Below are 16,667 nucleotides of genomic sequence, written 5' to 3' on the forward strand. Positions count from 1 at the left end.
ATTGTGCGGCCTCGCTTTTTTCCGCATCGGACAACCTGAGGATGACCATCATGGGAAGCAAAAAGAAAACCAGTGTCGCTGTTGATGTCGTAAAGAACGCTCCGTTAAAGACCAAAGAGTATGAACAAGAGCTACGTCGCCTCCACGTTGAACTGGTTAAGCTCCAGCAGTGGGTCGTCGCCAAAGGGCTGAAAGTGTGTATTGTTTTTGAAGGACGCGACGGGGCTGGCAAAGGCGGCACCATTAAAGCGATCACCGAGCGCGTCAGTCCTCGCGTGTTTCGCGTTGTTGCGCTCCCTGCTCCGACTGAAAAGGAAAAAAGCCAGCTTTACTTCCAGCGCTATGTGCCCCACCTGCCATCGGCTGGTGAAATCGTGATCTTCGATCGCAGCTGGTATAACCGCGCGGGCGTTGAGCGGGTGATGGGGTTCTGCACGGAGGAACAGGCCGAGAAATTTTTAGATGGTGCGCCGGTGATGGAAAAAGCGATGGTGGATGCCGGAATTATCCTGCTGAAGTACTGGCTGGAGGTCACGCCTAAAGAGCAGGAGCGACGCCTGCGCGACCGTATTAACGATGGTCGTAAAATCTGGAAGCTGTCACCGATGGATATTAAGTCCTTTAACCTGTGGGACGAGTATACCCTCGCGCGCGACGCCATGTTTGAAGCTACCGACACCGCCTGGGCGCCGTGGTTTGTGGCACGTTCAGAAGATAAAAAACGCGTGCGCCTGAACATTATTTCGCATCTGCTTTCGCAGATACCTTATAAAGAAATACACGTTGAGAAGGTGGATTTACCGAAACGCAAAATCGGCAAAGTCAAACCCACAAAATACCCGTTCCGCTATGTGGAAGAGCGGTTCTGAAATTACTGGAATACGCTTCGCAGAATGTAGATTACCAGGGGATACGGTATTGTTTTTTGTTGGCTGCGGTTAATAATGACCGCACCAACAAAGGAGATACTGATGACATACCCAGCAGAGCACACCCCCTCCCAACGCGTAAAATCGGCAAAACCGTCGAGCAACACCGCACCAGACTCCGCTGACCCGCGTCAGCAATCAGAAGCGGAGCGTTCATTTATTCGCTCAATGAATGAGTTTGTCGAAAAACATGGAACCATTACCGATGATGAGTTTTTCAGGGTGCTATAATGCTGAGACAATTTAATGTTTACCGAAATACATCTGCGGCCACCCGGGATAAGCTTCCCTATTATATGCTCATTCAGGATGATAGTTATGATGATCTTGCCACGCGCGTCATTGTGCCGCTCGCGAGAAATAATAAATTACCGTTATGGCAGATCCATCTGGCTCCAGGCGTAAATATCGATTTTGAAACATTTCTGATTTATTCGCCAATGATAACCAACCTTAACAATAACAAAATAAATCCTAAAGACTTTGTTTGTAACCTACGCAACGCACGTCATGACGTTATAGCGGCAGTTGATCGTTTATTGACTAACACATGACGCTAGTCGGTCAGGCATTTGCCCTGTCTGCACAAGCGCAGCGCCGCCGGGCAAAACCGACGGCGCAGGTCTTACTTCATTCCTTCCGTACTTTCCCGTTTCGCTTCCAGTCGCTCCACATCACGATACCAGCGCGGGTGGTGTTTCTGCGCCCAGCGGCGGCTCACCTTCCCTTCAATCATCCCTTTGATCGATCCTTTGACCCAGAACGCCATATACATGTGGATCAGGATGGCATGAATCAGAATGATGGCAGACGTGGCGTGGATCAGCAGCGCGTAGCGAATCACCTGAATCGGAAAGTAGCGCGCAAAATACGGACGCCAGATAATCACACCGGTCACCAGCAGCACAAAAATCATGCTCATGATGGTCCAGAACATCATCTTCTGCCCGGCGTTGTATTTCCCCACCTTCGCAACCTTATGCTCGTTGCCCTTCAGGACTTCGACGATCCCTTTCACCCACGGGATATCCTGCTTGTCCGGGATGTTGTGGTGGACAAAGCGCACGAACATAAACATCAGCACCACGAAAATCAGCACGCCGAAGAACGGATGCAAAATGCGCCCCATCTGCGGCGTACCGAAGGTCTCGGTCAGCCACTGCAGCGTCGGGAAGAAGAACGAAATCCCCGACACCGCCACCAGGAAGAAGCAGATCACAACCGTCCAGTGACAGGCGCGGTCAACGAACTTCGTGCGCACGATCGTTTTCGACTTACTCATGGTGCTCCTCCTCATCGTCATCCACCTCTTTGTTTGGCCCGATACCGATGTAGTGATAAATCAGCCCGGCAAAGGTGGCGATAAAGCCCGCCGCCGAGAGCGGCTTAAGCGCTCCTTTCCAGAGGTTGATGGAGGTATCGATCGCCGGATCCTTCGGCAGGTTGTGGTACAGCTCCGGCTGGTCGTTATGGTGCAGCACATACATCACGTGCGTACCGCCCACGCCCTGCGGGTTATAAATGCCCGCATTCTCATAGCCGCGCGCTTTCAGCTTGTCCACTCGCGCCTGCGCCACGTCCAGCATCTCCTTTTTGGTGCCGAAGTGAATCGCCCCGGTCGGACAGGTTTTCACACACGCGGGCTCCTGCCCGACGCTGACGCGATCCACGCACAGGGTGCATTTGTATACCCGGTTATCCTCTTTATTGAGGCGGGGGATATTAAACGGACAGCCCGCGATACAGTACCCGCAGCCGATGCAGTTGTCCTGCTGGAAGTCGACGATACCGTTGGCGTACTGAATAATTGCGCCGGCTGACGGGCACGCCTTCAGGCATCCCGGATCTTCGCAGTGCATGCAGCCGTCTTTGCGAATGAGCCACTCCAGCCTGCCGTTCTGGTCGGTTTCGCTAAAGCGCATCACCGTCCAGGATTTGGCGCTCAGGTCAGCCGGATTATCGTAGACCCCCACGCAGTGCCCCACCTCGTCGCGGATATCGTTCCACTCCGAGCACGCCACCTGGCAGGCCTTACAGCCCACGCAGGAGGAGACGTCGATAAGCTTAGCGACCTCTGCCTTGTTGTCCCGCGCGCGGGGCGCGGGCGTTATCGGGTTGGTCGCGGAGCGTTTGATAACGTCTTGTGTTTCCATCGCCATTGAATCGCTCCTTACGCTTTCTCGATGTTGACCAGAAACGCCTTGTACTCCGGCGTTTGCGAGTTGGAATCGCCGACGTTTGGCGTCAGGGTGTTGGCGATGTAGCCTTTCTGCGCCACGCCCTCAAAGCCCCAGTGCAGCGGGATCCCGACGGTTTCCACCTGCTGGCCGTGCACGTTCAGCGACTGCAGGCGGCGGGTGACCACAGCCACCGCACGAATAAAGCCACGCTTGCTGCTCACCTTCACGCGGTCGCCGTTGGCGATGCCTTTCGCCTTCGCCAGCGTTTCGCTGATCTCCACAAACTGTTCCGGCTGCGCGATAGCGTTAAGCCGCGCGTGCTTGGTCCAGGTGTGGAAATGCTCGGTCAGACGGTAGGTCGTCCCTACGTACGGGAACTTGTCCTTTTTACCTAAGCGCAGGACGTCATCTTCGTAGATACGCACCACCGGGCTGGAGACCACGTTCGGATGCAGCGGGTTGGTGCCGAGCGGCGTTTCCATCGGCTCGTAGTGTTCCGGGAAAGGCCCTTCCGCCAGCTTGTTGAGGGCAAACAGGCGTCCCAGCCCTTCCGGCTGCATGATGAACGGCCCGGTGTTGCTGCCCGGCGCGGCGGTGCTGTAGTCAGGGATATCGTTCCCCGTCCACTTCGCCCCGTTCCACTGGATCAGCATACGTTTCGGATCCCACGGCCTGCCGTTTACGTCTGCAGACGCGCGGTTGTAAAGCACGCGACGGTTCAGCGGCCACGCCCATGCCCAGCCCAGCGTATTGCCCAGCCCGGACGGGTCGGCGTTGTCGCGGTTGGCCATCTGGTTGCCCTGCTCCGTCCAGCTGCCGGTGTAGATCCAGCAGGACGACGCCGTCGTGCCGTCATCGCGCAGCAGCGCGAAGCTGTTCAGCAGCTGGCCTTTCTTCGCCACCAGGTTGCCGTTAGCGTCATAGAGATCCGCCAGCGCCACGCCGTTATTCTCCTTCGCGACTTCTTCAGACTCAGGACGATCGGGCTGCTTGTAGTGCCAGCCCATCTTCAGCAGCGGCTCAGCGCCCTTGCCGCCTTCGGTGCGGTACATTTCGCGCAGGCGATGGTAAATCCCGGCCAGGATTTCGCCGTCGTTACGCGCTTCGCCCGGCGCGTCCTGACCTTTCCAGTGCCACTGCAGCCAGCGGCCGGAGTTTGCAATCGAACCGTCCTCTTCCGCAAAGCAGGTAGACGGCAGGCGGAACACTTCGGTCTGAATCGATGCTGGATCGACATCGTTTGATTCCCCGTGGTTCTGCCAGAAGGTGGACGTTTCGGTCACAAGCGGATCGATAACCACCATGTACTTCAGCTTGCTCAGGCTGCGAACGACTTTGTTTTTGTCCGGGAAGGAGGCCACAGGGTTAAAGCCCTGGCAGATATACCCCGTGACGTCGCCCTTATCCATCATGTTGAAATACTTGATGACGTCGTACGCCTGGTCCCACTTCGGCAGCCACTCAAAGCCCCAGTCGTTCTCCTTCTGTGCCGCATCGCCGTAGAAGGATTTCATCAGGCTGACGTAGAACTTGGGATAGTTGCTCCAGTAGTTCACCTGATCCGGCAGCGTCGCTTTCGGCGTATTGGCCTCAAGATACGTTTGCAGATCGGCCTGCTTTTCCGACGGCAGCGTCAGGTAGCCCGGCAGGCTGGTGGAAAGCAGACCGAGGTCGGTAAGCCCCTGAATGTTAGAGTGCCCGCGCAGCGCGTTTACGCCGCCACCGGCCATGCCCATGTTGCCGAGCAGCAGCTGGATCATCGCCATGGTGCGGATGTTCTGCGCGCCGACGGTGTGCTGCGTCCAGCCAAGCGCATACAGGAACGTGGTGGTTCTGTCGGCGGCGCGGGTGGAGGCCAGTACCTCACACACCTTCAGGAAGTCCGATTTCGGCGTGCCGCAGATGTTTTCAACCACGTCCGGCGTATAGCGGGAGACGTGCTGCTTCAGCAGGTTCCACACGCAGCGCGGGTGCGTCAGGGTTTCATCCCGCAGCGCATAGCCGTTTTCATCGAACTGATAGTTCCAGGACGTTTTATCGTACTGGCGTTTTTCGGCGTCAAAGCCGCTAAACAGCCCGTCATCGAAGGCAAAATCATCCCGCACCAGCAGGTTCGCGTTGGTGTAGTGCTTAACGTATTCCGCGTTAATTTTGTTGTTTTCGATCAGGTACAGCAGCACGCCGGACAGGAAAGTAATGTCCGTGCCGGAGCGGATTGGCGCATAGATATCCGCCACCGATGCCGTACGCGTAAAGCGCGGATCGACGACGATAAGCGTCGCATCGTTGTTGTTTTTCGCTTCCATCGCCCAGCGGAATCCCACCGGATGGGCCTCCGCGGCGTTACCGCCCATCACCACCACGACGTTAGCGTTTTTGATATCAACCCAGTGGTTGGTCATCGCACCGCGACCAAATGTTGGAGCAAGACTTGCTACCGTTGGTCCATGTCAGACGCGCGCCTGGTTGTCTACCGCCAGCATGCCGAGAGAGCGCACAAATTTTTGCGTCAGCATGCCGGTTTCATTACTTGCCGCGGACGCACACAACATCCCGGTGGAGAGCCAGCGGTTGACCGTTACGCCCTGCGCGTTCTTTTCAATAAAGTTGGCGTCGCGGTCGGCTTTCATTAATTTTGCAATACGGGAGAAGGCCTCGTCCCAGGAGATACGCTGCCATTTAGCTGAACCCGGCGCGCGGTATTCCGGGTAGCGCAGGCGGTTTTCGCTGTGAACATAGTCCAGCAGCCCCGCCCCTTTCGGGCAAAGCGCCCCGCGGCTCACCGGATGATCCGGGTCCCCTTCAATATGGTAAATCGCTTCTCTGGCGTTCTTCGCGCCATCGCCCAGGCTATACATTAAAAGCCCACAACCTACGGAGCAGTATGTGCAGGTGTTACGGATCTCTTTTGCGCGCAGCAGCTTATAGTTGCGTGCCTGAGCCAGCGCCATTTTGGGAGCAAATCCCAGCATGGCTGCCGTTGTTCCGGCCATACCGCCCGCGCAGATTTTAAAAAATTGTCTGCGGCTGACGTCCATTGTTGTCCTCGTTTTCATATAAGACTTCGCGCCGCAAACTAACAGCAAAGCCCCTGTTTTTTTTGCGTCAAATCAAGGTCATCGGCCTTCACCCCCTTAATAGTCACCCCCGGAACCTTTAAATACCTCTTTTTGATTAACGGCTTAAGAGAATAATTGGCGACAGCGTCAGGATGAATGCGATACATTTTTGCTCTGATTTTTATTGCAATGGCGAAGTAATGGACAGAAAGAGAGCAACGCTTATTGGGCTGGCAGCAATACTGCTATGGAGCACCATGGTCGGCCTTATTCGCAGCGTGAGTGAGGGACTGGGCCCGGTAGGCGGCGCGGCGATGATCTACACGCTGAGCGGATTACTGTGTCTGGTGACGGTAGGATTTCCTGATATCAGGCGGTTTTCACCTCGCTATCTTATTGCCGGCAGCGTTTTATTTGTCAGCTACGAAATATGCCTGGCGCTGTCGCTGGGCTATGCCGCAACGCGATCGCAGGCGATTGAAGTGGGCATGGTCAATTATCTTTGGCCAAGCCTGACCATTGTGTTTGCCATCTTGTTCAACGGGCAGAAATCGACCCTGTGGGTGATCCCCGGCTTAGCCGTCTCATTGCTGGGCGTCTGCTGGGTATTGGGCGGTGAACAGGGTTTACATCTTGATGAAATAACCCGCAATATCGTTTCCAGCCCGCTGAGCTACGCGCTGGCGTTTGCCGGGGCATTTATCTGGGCCGCCTACTGCACGGTCACCAGCAAATTTGCGAAAGGACAAAACGGCATTACGCTGTTTGTTTTGCTGACAGCGCTGAGCCTGTGGGTGAAATATTTCCTGAGCGATCAGCCCGAGATGGTGTTCACGCTTCCCGTGGTCGTGAAGCTCGTTATGTGCGGTATCGCGCTTGGGTTTGGTTACGCCGCATGGAATATTGGCATCCTTCACGGTAACGTCACGGTTCTGGCGGCCGTATCCTATTTTACCCCCGTCCTCTCCGCCGCGCTTGCCGCCGCAGTGCTGAGTTCGCCCCTCTCATTCTCGTTCTGGCAAGGCGCTCTGATGGTCTGCGCCGGGTCGTTACTCTGCTGGTACGCAACAAGAAAATAATGCTTCTCCAACGGCCGGGCGAATTTCAGCCCGGCAACATAATTAACATAAATTTAAAGTGTGATCGCTCCTCAGAATATTTATCATAATTATCGTATTTCCGTTTAAATTCGGTTTATATTTGGTGTCTTCTGTAAACGGTCGAAAAGATAATTGACACAAACTGACAACGTTGTGAAATTAATCAACCGCGAATATTAACGCCATGGATAGCATTGAGTGCAATAATTCATTTGTGACGTGTTCATGGTAACATTCGCAATATACGTCGTAATTTACCCCTAACCTACTGTTATTAAGTCAAAACAGTAATAACAACCCCCTCAAAGCATCGACAACACCGAAATCTAACGCAATAGATTAAAACACGCAGAAATTATAGCGATAGCAATAGTCCCGCAGGATACATAATTATTAATCGTATGAAATTCGATCGCATTGTTTGAATAATCGCCTTTTCGCACGATCGAGATCACACTAATTGAAATTATCTCTAATATTTTGAAACTTATTATTGAAATAAGACTACGAGATTTTTAAAAATAGCATGCCATTGACGAGCAGCCTCGTTTAGAAATCGTTCACAGTGGTTCAGGAAATACTCAAAAAAAATTATAAGGAACATTTAAGATGAAACTTAAATTAGTTGCAGTGGCAGTCACTTCCATGCTGGCAGCAGGCGTTGTTAACGCTGCCGAAATTTACAACAAAGACGGTAACAAGCTGGATCTGTACGGTAAAGTAACAGGTCTGCACTATTTCTCTGATGACGCTGGCGCAGATGGCGATAAAACCTACATGCGTATCGGCTTCAAGGGCGAAACCCAGGTTAACGACCAGCTGTCCGGCTACGGCCAGTGGGAATACCAGATTCAGGGTAACAAAGACGAAGGCGACAACCAGTCCTGGACCCGTGTGGCGTTTGCAGGTCTGAAGTTTGCTGAAGCAGGCTCCTTTGATTACGGTCGTAACTACGGCGTGATTTATGACGTGACCTCCTGGACCGACGTTCTGCCAGAATTCGGCGGCGACACCTACGGTGCCGACAACTTCCTGCAGTCTCGCGCAAACGGCGTTGCGACCTACCGTAACCAGGACTTCTTTGGTCTGGTTGACGGCCTGAACTTTGCTCTGCAGTACCAGGGCAAAAACGGCAGCGTAAGCGGTGAAAACACCAGCGGTCGTAGCCTGCTGAACCAGAACGGCGACGGTTACGGCGCGTCCCTGACTTACGATCTGGGTGAAGGCTTCAGCGTGGGTGGCGCAATGTCCTCTTCACGTCGTACCGCTGACCAGAATGCGGCTGGCGTATACGGTGAAGGCGACCGCGCTGAAGTGTACAGCGGTGGCGTGAAATACGACGCGAACAACATTTACCTTGCTGCGCAGTACTCTCAGACCTATAACGCAACCCGCTTCGGTACCTCTAACAACAAGCGTACCGACATTTACGGCTTTGCAAACAAGGCGCAAAACTTCGAAGTTGTGGCTCAGTATCAGTTCGACTTTGGCCTGCGTCCATCCATTGCTTACCTGCAGTCCAAAGGTAAAGACATCGAAAACTTCGGCGACCAGGATCTGGTTAAATACATCGATGTTGGCACGACCTACTATTTTAACAAAAACATGTCCACCTATGTGGATTACAAAATCAACCTGCTCGACGACAACCAGTTCACTCGCCAGGCAGGCATCGGTACCGACAACATCGTTGCGCTGGGTCTGACCTACCAGTTCTAAATCTTGTCTGTACAAAAGCCAGCTGAATAAGCTGGCTTTTTTTTATCCGTCGCTTTTACCCGGATGACGGCTCCCCGCTCGCCGCCCGACGCAGCCAGTTTTGCAGCAGCTTACCGTCCTCGGTCATCTCTGAATCTGAACGAACGCAGAGGTGATAGTCGCGCCCGTCATCAATGGGTAAGTCAAATATCTTCACCAGCTCGCCGCTCTCAAGATAAGGCGCGATCAGCGGCTCGCGCATCAGCGCGCAGCCCAGCCCGGCCTGCACGCCCGCCAGCGTCAACAGACCGTCTTCAAACAGAGGGCCGCTGCGCCGCAGAGATCGTTTTACCCCCTGCAGCAGAAACCACTGCGGCCACGTGGTGCGCTCCTCATCATGCAGCAGCGGCATTTGCAGCAGTTGCTCAGGCGTGTCGATGTGGCCATGAATGCGCAAAAACGCGCGGCTGCACACCGGCACCATCTGTCCGGAAATCAGCTTTTCGCTCTGATAGCCCGCCCACTGGCCGTTACCAAAACGAATCGACATATCCGACGCATCGCTCAGATAGTTACGGTGGTTGGCATACACTACGTTGATCTCGGTCTGCGGATTGGCACGCATAAAATCAGGCAGACGCGGGATAAACCACCCCATGCCAAAAAGTGGGATCAGGCTGATGGTGACCTGACGCGTTTGCGCCTGCTCTGCCAGATGCTCCGTTGCCTGGCGCAGCACGTTAAACGCCGCACGGATCGAGCGGTAATATTCCCGTCCGTGCTGGCTCAGCACCAGTCTGCGCCCCTGACGCTCCGTCAGCGGCATTTGCAGATACCCTTCGAGCACCTTGAGCTGATGGCTGACCGCCGACGGTGAGATATCCAGCTCCTGCGCGGCAAGCGTGACGCTGCCCAGCCGGGCGATGGCCTCAAAGGCCCGGACGGCCCGAAGCGGCGGATCGTTTGCCAGACGGCTGTCTGCATACTCAGGCAAACCCACCGATTGTTCTGTTTTATTCATATGTTGATTTCTTTAGGCTTTTCACCTTAATGCGAGATTACATTATTTTTATACAAATCATAAAGATAAAGAAATAGCGGTTTATCATAAGAAATAATATATGTGTATTTTACAATTTAATTCATTTATTGGATGGTAGCCGCAGAAAGAAGACTTTGCGGGAACAGACGTTGGATACACTCATACAACAACTGATCAACGGTGTGATGCTGGGAAGCATTTACGCGCTGATCGCGCTGGGCTATACCATGGTGTATGGCATCTTGCGCATTATTAACTTTGCTCACGGCGATATTCTGATGGTCGGTGCGCTCACCACCCTTTCCGCCATTAACGCCCTGAACACTACCTTTCCTCACATGCCGCTGCTGTTGCAGCTTGGCGTTGCCCTGGTGATTGCCATGGCCGTTTGCGCCCTGCTGGCAATGGCCGTGGAGCGCTTTGCCTATCGTCGACTGCGCAACGCCCCGCGCCTGGCACCGCTTATTTCGGGTATCGGCGTCTCGGTCCTGCTGCAAACCGTGGCGATGATTATCTGGACGCGCAACCCGCTGATGTTCCCGCAGATCCTGCCCATGGAACCGATCGCCGTGACGTCAGGAAGTGAACAGCATCCCCCCGCCATTGTGACCGTCACCGGCATTGTTACCGTGGCGCTGGCGCTTGCGGTGATGACAGGGCTATGGCTGCTGGTGGAATACACCCGCCTGGGCCGCGGCATGCGCGCCGTGGCGGAAAACCCGCGCGTGGCCACGCTGATGGGGGTTAACCCCAATGCCATTATTACCCTGACGTTCGCCATTGGCGGCGTATTTGCCGCGCTGGCAGGCGTCATGATGGCCAGCAACTACGGCAACGCCAGCTTCTCGATGGGCTTTTTGCCCGGGATCAAAGCCTTTACCGCCGCCGTGCTGGGAGGCATTGGTAACATTCGTGGCGCAATGATTGGCGGGATCCTGCTCGGCATTATCGAAGCGCTGGGCGCAGGCTACCTGGGTGAACTGACCCACGGCGTCTTCGGCAGTAACTATCAGGACGTCTTTGCCTTCATGGTCCTAATTCTGGTGCTGGTCTTCCGTCCGGCAGGCCTGCTGGGCGAGCGCGTAGCGCACAGGGCGTGAGGGAAACAATGACAACGCTTCAACTACAAACCCCGGCGGCGACGGGCAAATTCTGGTCAGGCATGGTCCTGTTCTGCCTCGCGCTGCTGGTTGCCCCCGTAGTGGCCACGCAGCTTGGCGGCAACTACTGGGTGCGCGTTATCGACTTCGCCCTGCTCTACATCATGCTGGCGCTGGGGCTTAACATTGTGGTGGGCTATACCGGCCTGCTGGATATGGGGTTTATCGCCTTTTACGCGGTCGGCGCCTATCTCGCCGCGCTGATGGCCTCGCCACACCTGCTGGAGGTTTTCCCGATCCTCAACGTCTGGTTCCCGGACGGGCTGCACACCTCATATCTGCTGATTATTCCGCTGGCGGCGCTCGTCGCTGCGGTCTGCGGCATTTTACTGGGTGCTCCCACGCTGAAGCTGCGCGGGGACTACCTGGCGATAGTGACCCTCGGCTTTGGCGAAATCATCCGCATCCTGATGCGCAACCTCGACCGTCCGGTGAACATCACCAACGGTGCAAAGGGCATTACGGGGGTGGATACGCTGAATCTGTTCGGCCTGAAGTTCAGCGGCGTATACCACTGGTTTGGTTTCAAAGTGCCCGCCCTGTGGCTGTGGTACTACCTGCTGATGCTGGTGATTGTGGCGATTATCTTTGTCTGCCTGCGCCTGCAGCATTCCCGTATTGGCCGCGCCTGGCACGCCATCCGTGAAGATGAGGATGTGGCCCGCGCGATGGGCATCAACGTGCGTAACTATAAGCTGCTGGCCTTTGCGATGGGTGCCTCTTTTGGCGGCGTGGCGGGAGCCCTGTTCGGCGCGTTTCAGGGCTTTGTCTCCCCGGAATCCTTCACGTTACAGGAATCCATTGCCGTGCTGGCGATGGTGGTGCTGGGCGGGATGGGACACATTCCGGGCGTGATCCTCGGCGCGATACTGCTTACCGCCCTGCCAGAACTGCTGCGCAGTCAGGCAGCCCCGGTTCAGCAGGCGATGTTCGGTACGGTATTGATTGACCCGGAAGTGCTGCGTCAGCTGTTCTACGGCCTGGCGCTGGTGCTGGCCATGCTGGTGCGTCCTGCCGGGATCTGGCCGGTACGCCACAAGGAGGTGAATACATGAGTCTGTTAACCGTACGCAACATGTCAAAACGCTTCGGCGGGCTTACCGCCGTGGATGACGTTTCGATCGCCGTGAACAAGGGCGAGATCTACGGCCTGATTGGTCCTAACGGGGCGGGAAAAACCACCTGTTTTAACCTGATCACCGGGCTTTATCCGGCGGACAGCGGTGAATTTTCCATTGCCGATAAGCCCTATTTTCCAAAGCACATTGAGAAAGTCACCGCCGCCGGGATCGCGCGCACCTTCCAGAACGTGCGCCTCTTTAACGACATGTCGGTGCTGGAAAACGTGATGGTAGGTCGCCACGTGCGCACCCGTAACGGCCTGTGGGCCGCGCTGAGCCGTCACAAACGCGCTCGCGAAGAGGAGAAGCAGACCCGGGAGCTGGCCTGGCACTGGCTGGAGTACACCGGCATTGCCAAGTTCGCCCACTACCGCGCCTGCGATCTGGCGTATGGCCATCAGCGCCGTCTGGAGATTGCCCGCGCGCTGGCAACGGATCCGCTGCTGCTGGCGCTGGACGAACCCGCCGCCGGAATGAACGCAGCGGAAAAAGTGGCGCTCGGCGAGCTGCTTATCCGACTGCGCGATGACGGCAAAACCCTGCTGATGATTGAACATGACGTCAAGCTGGTGATGGGCATCTGCGATCGCCTGACGGTGCTTGATTACGGCAAAACGCTCGCCAGCGGCACGCCGGAGAGCGTGCGTCGCGACCCGGCAGTGATCGCCGCCTGGCTTGGAGGCAACGCCCATGTCTGAATTACTGAAGGTTGAACGTGTGGACGTGCATTACGGCGGCATTCAGGCCGTACGCGATGTCTCTTTTACCCTGCACGGGGGCGAACAGGCTACGCTGATCGGCGCTAACGGCGCGGGGAAAAGCTCCACCGTGCGCGCCATTACCGGGCTGGAAAGCTTTAGCGGCCGTATTGAATTCAACGGTAAAGCGGTGCGTAAGCACAGGCCCGAAACCCTGCTCCGTGACGGTCTGGTGATGGTCCCGGAAGGCCGGGGGATCTTCTCCCGAATGACGGTGCTGGAAAACCTGCAGATGGGCGCCTGGCTCAGGCGTGACGCTGTCACAATTAAGCGCGAGATGAACGAGATCTTCGAGCGCTTCCCGCGCCTGGGCGAACGCCAGCATCAGCTCGCCGGCCTGCTGTCCGGCGGTGAGCAACAGCTGCTGGCCCTTAACCGCGCCCTGCTCAGCCGCCCGCGCCTGCTGATCCTCGACGAACCCTCGATGGGCCTTGCCCCGAAGATGGTCGAGAACATTTTTGCCGTCATTGCCGGCCTGCGCGAGCGCGGCGTTGCCCTGCTGCTCATCGAACAAAACGCCCGTCTCGCGCTGGAAGTCACCGACAGCGCGTGGGTGATGGACAGCGGCAGCATTGTCCATCACGGCGAATCGAAAGCGCTGCTCAATGACGACCAGATTGCACAGATTTATTTGGGCGAGATGCCCGTTTAACAACACCAGCCAACATCAGGGAAATACAATGAAAACAGTAAAAATCAGTGCGCTCAGCGCCGCTATCCTCCTCGGCAGTTTTGCCTCGACGGCCGCGTGGGCCGCCGACGGTGAAACCGTGGTTATCGGTCTGGCAGGCCCGCTCACCGGCCCGTCTGCCCGTATCGGTAAGGATCTGGAGAACGGCGCGCAGCTGGCCATTGACGACATTAACAAGCAGCACCCGACCATCGGCGGCAAAGCGGTGACCTTCAAACTGCAGTCCGAAGACGATCAGTCCGACCCGCGCACCGCCGTGGCCGTGGCGCAGCGTCTGGTGGATAGCGGCGTGGCGGGCGTTGTCGGTCACTGGAACACCGGTACCAGTATTCCTGCGGCACGCGTCTATCACGATGCGGGCATCGCACAGGTGGCACCGGTCGCGACCGGTCACGCCTATACCAAACAGGGTTTTGATACCAGCTTCCGCGTGATGGGCCACGACGACGACGGCGGTCAGCTAGCCGGCCAGTACGCGGTCAATACGCTGAAAGCCAAACGCATTGCGGTGATCGACGACCGCACCGCCTTTGGTCAGGGGCTGGCGGACCAGTTCATTAAATCCCTTGAAGCGCAGGGCGTGAAGGTTGTCGATCGTCAGTACGTTGATGACAAAACGGTGGACTTCAGCGCCGTGCTGACCGCCATCCGGAGTAAAAACGCCGATCTGATCTTCTTCGGCGGCGTCGACAGCCAGGCCGCACCGCTGGCGCGTCGTATCAAACAGCTGGGCATGAACGCCACGCTGATGGGCGCAGGCGGATTTGTCAGCCAGACGTTCCTGCAGCTGGCGCAGAAAGAAGGCGAAGGCGTGGTGGCGCTGGAGCCGGGTCTGCCCGTTGACCAGATGCCGGGCGGTAAAGCGTTCGAGCAGGCCTATCAGTCCCGCTACCACACCCATATCGAACTGCACGCCCCGTTCGCCTATGACGCCACCCGCGTGCTGGTTGCGGCGATGGAAAAAGCAGACTCCGTTGAGCCGTCCGACTATCTGCCCGCCCTGCGCGCCATCAGCTACTCCGGCGTCACCGGCCAGATCGCGTTTGATAAAGAAGGTAACCTGAAATCGCCGTCCTTCACCGTTTACAAAGTTGTCGACGGCAAATGGCAGCCGCAGACCGTGCTGGGTGGCGCAAAAGCGAAGTAACGCAGCGAGGGCAATGTGATGAGTGATAATAACGAGCTGGGCATTCTCGCCCGCCGCAAAATTGAAGCAGAAATTATCAAGCCAATTTATGAAATCCTGGTGCGCGAGATAGGGAAAACCCGCGCCCAGGCGGTCATTGGCGAGGCCATTGAGCAGGCCGCGATTGACGCAGGCAAAGCGTTTGCCAGCAAAGAACCCAACGGCACGGACGTAAAGAGTTTCATCGCCCTGCAGTATCTGTGGGAGAAAGATAACGCCCTGGACGTGAAGGTGATCGACGCCGACGACCAGCAGTACAACTACAACGTGACCCGCTGCCGCTACGCGGAGATGTATCACGAAATGGGGCTGGGCGAGATTGGTCATCTGCTCTCCTGCGCGCGCGATGAAAAATTCATCGTTGGCTATGCGCCGGACGTGAAGCTGACCCGCACGACCACCATCATGCAGGGCGGCGCGTGCTGTGATTTTCGCTACCGCAGCAGTAAGGACAAGCCATGATCCGCGTCAACGCCGAACGGCTGTGGTCAACGCTTGAGATGATGGCGCAGATCGGCGGCACGCCCGCCGGTGGCGTGACCCGTCTGGCGCTGAGCGAGGAGGATCGTATTGCGCGTAACCTGCTGCGCGACTGGGCGCTGGACGCGGGTTTCACCTGCGACGTCGACAGCATGGGCAATATGTTTATCCGTCGCGCCGGGAAAAACCCGCAGCTTGCCCCGGTCATGACGGGTTCACATGCGGATACCCAGCCGCTGGGCGGTAACTACGACGGGGTTTACGGCGTGCTGGCCGGGCTGGAGCTGCTGCGAACCCTTAACGACCATAACGTTGAGACTGAACGTGATGTTGTGCTGGTGAACTGGACTAACGAAGAAGGCGCGCGCTTTGCGCCAGCCATGCTCTCTTCAGGGGTCTGGACGGGACAGTTTAGCGAAGCGTACGCCCATGCCCGCGCGGATAACGATGGCATCACCGTGGGCGAAGCGCTGGAGAGCATTGGCTACCGGGGTGAAACCCCTGCCCGCGCCTTTCCCGTTCACGCCTGCTACGAACTGCACATCGAACAGGGCCCGATCCTGGAAGATGAGGCCATCGATATCGGGTTAGTCCGCGCGGCAATGGGCCAGCGCTGGTTTACCCTGACGCTGGACGGATTCGCCGCCCACGCGGGCACGACGCCGATGCACAGCCGCCGCGACGCGCTGACCGCCTTCGCAGAGCTGGCGCTGAAGGTGGAAGAGATTGGCTATCGGCATGCGCCGGACGGACGCGCGACGATCGGCATGGCGAAGGTAACGCCAAACTCGCGCAACGTTGTGCCGTCCCGCGTGGAATGCAGCGTTGAGTTTCGCCACCCTATGCAGCAGGCGCTGGAAGCCATGGAAGCGGCGCTGCATAAAGTGGCTGAAAGCCTCAGCCTGCGCGACGTCGCTGCTGCCGTTGAGCGCATCTTTGACTACGCGCCCATTGCGTTTGATGTCAAATGCCTGGCGCGTTCGGAAAAGGCCGTGGCGGAACTGGGCTATTCGTCGAAACCGATGGTCTCCGGTGCGGGACACGACGCCTGCTATGTCAGCAAAATTGCGCCCGCCAGCATGATCTTTATCCCCTGCGTGAAAGGCATCAGCCATAACGAAGCGGAAAGGATCCTGCCAGAGTGGTCGGAGAAAGGGGCGAATGTGCTATTGCATAGCGTCCTGTCCGCGGCCCTGGAGAGATAAAACGGTGCGAAAGCAGAGGAGCTCTGCTTTCGCCAGAATCTACACGGCAACGCGTCGG

Annotated in this window: 16 protein-coding genes; 12 read left to right on the forward strand and 4 right to left on the reverse strand. The window is 56.6% G+C overall.

All coding sequences use genetic code 11. The annotated features are described in order from the left end of the window. The first annotated feature begins 50 nt into the window (after positions 1-50). The 3 genes from ppk2 (at position 51) to F0320_RS11185 (ending at position 1,483) form a co-directional block, all read left to right on the forward strand. On the forward strand, positions 51-869 hold the full coding sequence (gene ppk2, locus F0320_RS11175; protein WP_149323782.1) for a polyphosphate kinase 2: 819 nt from the start codon (positions 51-53) through the stop codon (positions 867-869). Between the two features lie 102 nt (positions 870-971). Continuing rightward, a complete protein-coding gene (locus F0320_RS11180) occupies positions 972-1,160 on the forward strand; it encodes a hypothetical protein (RefSeq protein WP_126328593.1) in 189 nt (62 codons plus the stop codon). Beyond that, entirely contained in the window at positions 1,160-1,483 is a 324-nt protein-coding gene (locus tag F0320_RS11185; protein WP_126328594.1) for a CcdB family protein, read from the forward strand. The genes F0320_RS11180 and F0320_RS11185 overlap by 1 nt, the downstream gene beginning before the upstream one ends. A gap of 71 nt (positions 1,484-1,554) precedes the next feature. On the opposite strand, the gene fdnI is transcribed toward F0320_RS11185, so the two are convergent. From fdnI to fdnG, 3 genes are read right to left on the reverse strand one after another with little or no spacing between them, the layout of a single operon-like run. Beyond that, entirely contained in the window at positions 1,555-2,211 is a 657-nt protein-coding gene (gene fdnI / locus F0320_RS11190) for a formate dehydrogenase-N subunit gamma (RefSeq protein ID WP_126328595.1), read from the reverse strand. After that, entirely contained in the window at positions 2,204-3,088 is an 885-nt protein-coding gene (gene fdxH / locus F0320_RS11195; protein ID WP_126328596.1) for a formate dehydrogenase subunit beta, read from the reverse strand. The genes fdnI and fdxH overlap by 8 nt, the downstream gene beginning before the upstream one ends. An 11-nt stretch (positions 3,089-3,099) precedes the next feature. Continuing rightward, positions 3,100-6,147 carry a formate dehydrogenase-N subunit alpha gene (fdnG, locus tag F0320_RS11200; RefSeq protein WP_126328802.1) on the reverse strand — a complete coding sequence of 1,016 codons (3,048 nt, stop codon included), beginning with the start codon at positions 6,145-6,147 and terminating at the stop codon, positions 3,100-3,102. Positions 6,148-6,368: 221 nt separating this feature from the next. On the opposite strand from fdnG, the gene yddG reads away from it, so the two are divergent. Both yddG and F0320_RS11210 read left to right on the forward strand, forming a co-directional pair. Beyond that, a complete protein-coding gene (gene yddG, locus F0320_RS11205) occupies positions 6,369-7,247 on the forward strand; it encodes an aromatic amino acid DMT transporter YddG (protein WP_033145645.1) in 879 nt (292 codons plus the stop codon). Between the two features lie 630 nt (positions 7,248-7,877). Further along, the gene (locus F0320_RS11210; RefSeq protein ID WP_047651000.1) at positions 7,878-8,987 is read left to right on the forward strand and encodes a porin OmpC; all 1,110 of its coding nucleotides are present in this window, start codon (positions 7,878-7,880) and stop codon (positions 8,985-8,987) included. 55 nt (positions 8,988-9,042) lie between these two features. Here the strand turns inward: F0320_RS11210 and F0320_RS11215 are convergent, their stop codons facing one another. After that, positions 9,043-9,987, reverse strand: a complete 945-nt coding sequence (locus F0320_RS11215; RefSeq protein ID WP_126328597.1) for a LysR substrate-binding domain-containing protein — start codon at positions 9,985-9,987, stop codon at positions 9,043-9,045. A gap of 170 nt (positions 9,988-10,157) precedes the next feature. Between F0320_RS11215 and F0320_RS11220 the strand changes: the two genes are divergently transcribed. The 7 genes from F0320_RS11220 to F0320_RS11250 are packed head-to-tail and all read left to right on the forward strand — an operon-like array spanning position 10,158 to position 16,609. After that, the gene (locus tag F0320_RS11220) at positions 10,158-11,108 is read left to right on the forward strand and encodes a branched-chain amino acid ABC transporter permease (RefSeq protein ID WP_047651002.1); all 951 of its coding nucleotides are present in this window, start codon (positions 10,158-10,160) and stop codon (positions 11,106-11,108) included. An 8-nt stretch (positions 11,109-11,116) separates the two neighbouring features. Beyond that, on the forward strand, positions 11,117-12,223 hold the full coding sequence (locus F0320_RS11225; protein ID WP_126328598.1) for a branched-chain amino acid ABC transporter permease: 1,107 nt from the start codon (positions 11,117-11,119) through the stop codon (positions 12,221-12,223). Next, on the forward strand, positions 12,220-12,987 hold the full coding sequence (locus tag F0320_RS11230) for an ABC transporter ATP-binding protein (RefSeq protein ID WP_039262838.1): 768 nt from the start codon (positions 12,220-12,222) through the stop codon (positions 12,985-12,987). Before F0320_RS11225 ends, F0320_RS11230 begins: the two co-directional genes overlap by 4 nt. After that, positions 12,980-13,699 (forward strand): ABC transporter ATP-binding protein, encoded by a 720-nt coding sequence (locus F0320_RS11235; RefSeq protein ID WP_126328599.1) that lies wholly within the window; start codon positions 12,980-12,982, stop codon positions 13,697-13,699. The genes F0320_RS11230 and F0320_RS11235 overlap by 8 nt, the downstream gene beginning before the upstream one ends. A gap of 28 nt (positions 13,700-13,727) precedes the next feature. Next, complete coding sequence (locus F0320_RS11240) at positions 13,728-14,885, forward strand: branched-chain amino acid ABC transporter substrate-binding protein (RefSeq protein ID WP_126328600.1); 1,158 nt, start codon at positions 13,728-13,730, stop codon at positions 14,883-14,885. Between the two features lie 18 nt (positions 14,886-14,903). Beyond that, positions 14,904-15,386 carry an L-2-amino-thiazoline-4-carboxylic acid hydrolase gene (locus tag F0320_RS11245; RefSeq protein ID WP_047651009.1) on the forward strand — a complete coding sequence of 161 codons (483 nt, stop codon included), beginning with the start codon at positions 14,904-14,906 and terminating at the stop codon, positions 15,384-15,386. Further along, positions 15,383-16,609 carry a Zn-dependent hydrolase gene (locus tag F0320_RS11250; protein WP_126328601.1) on the forward strand — a complete coding sequence of 409 codons (1,227 nt, stop codon included), beginning with the start codon at positions 15,383-15,385 and terminating at the stop codon, positions 16,607-16,609. The genes F0320_RS11245 and F0320_RS11250 overlap by 4 nt, the downstream gene beginning before the upstream one ends. Positions 16,610-16,667: the final 58 nt, after the last annotated feature.

This window comes from Enterobacter dykesii (genome assembly GCF_008364625.2).
Lineage (GTDB): Bacteria > Pseudomonadota > Gammaproteobacteria > Enterobacterales > Enterobacteriaceae > Enterobacter > Enterobacter dykesii.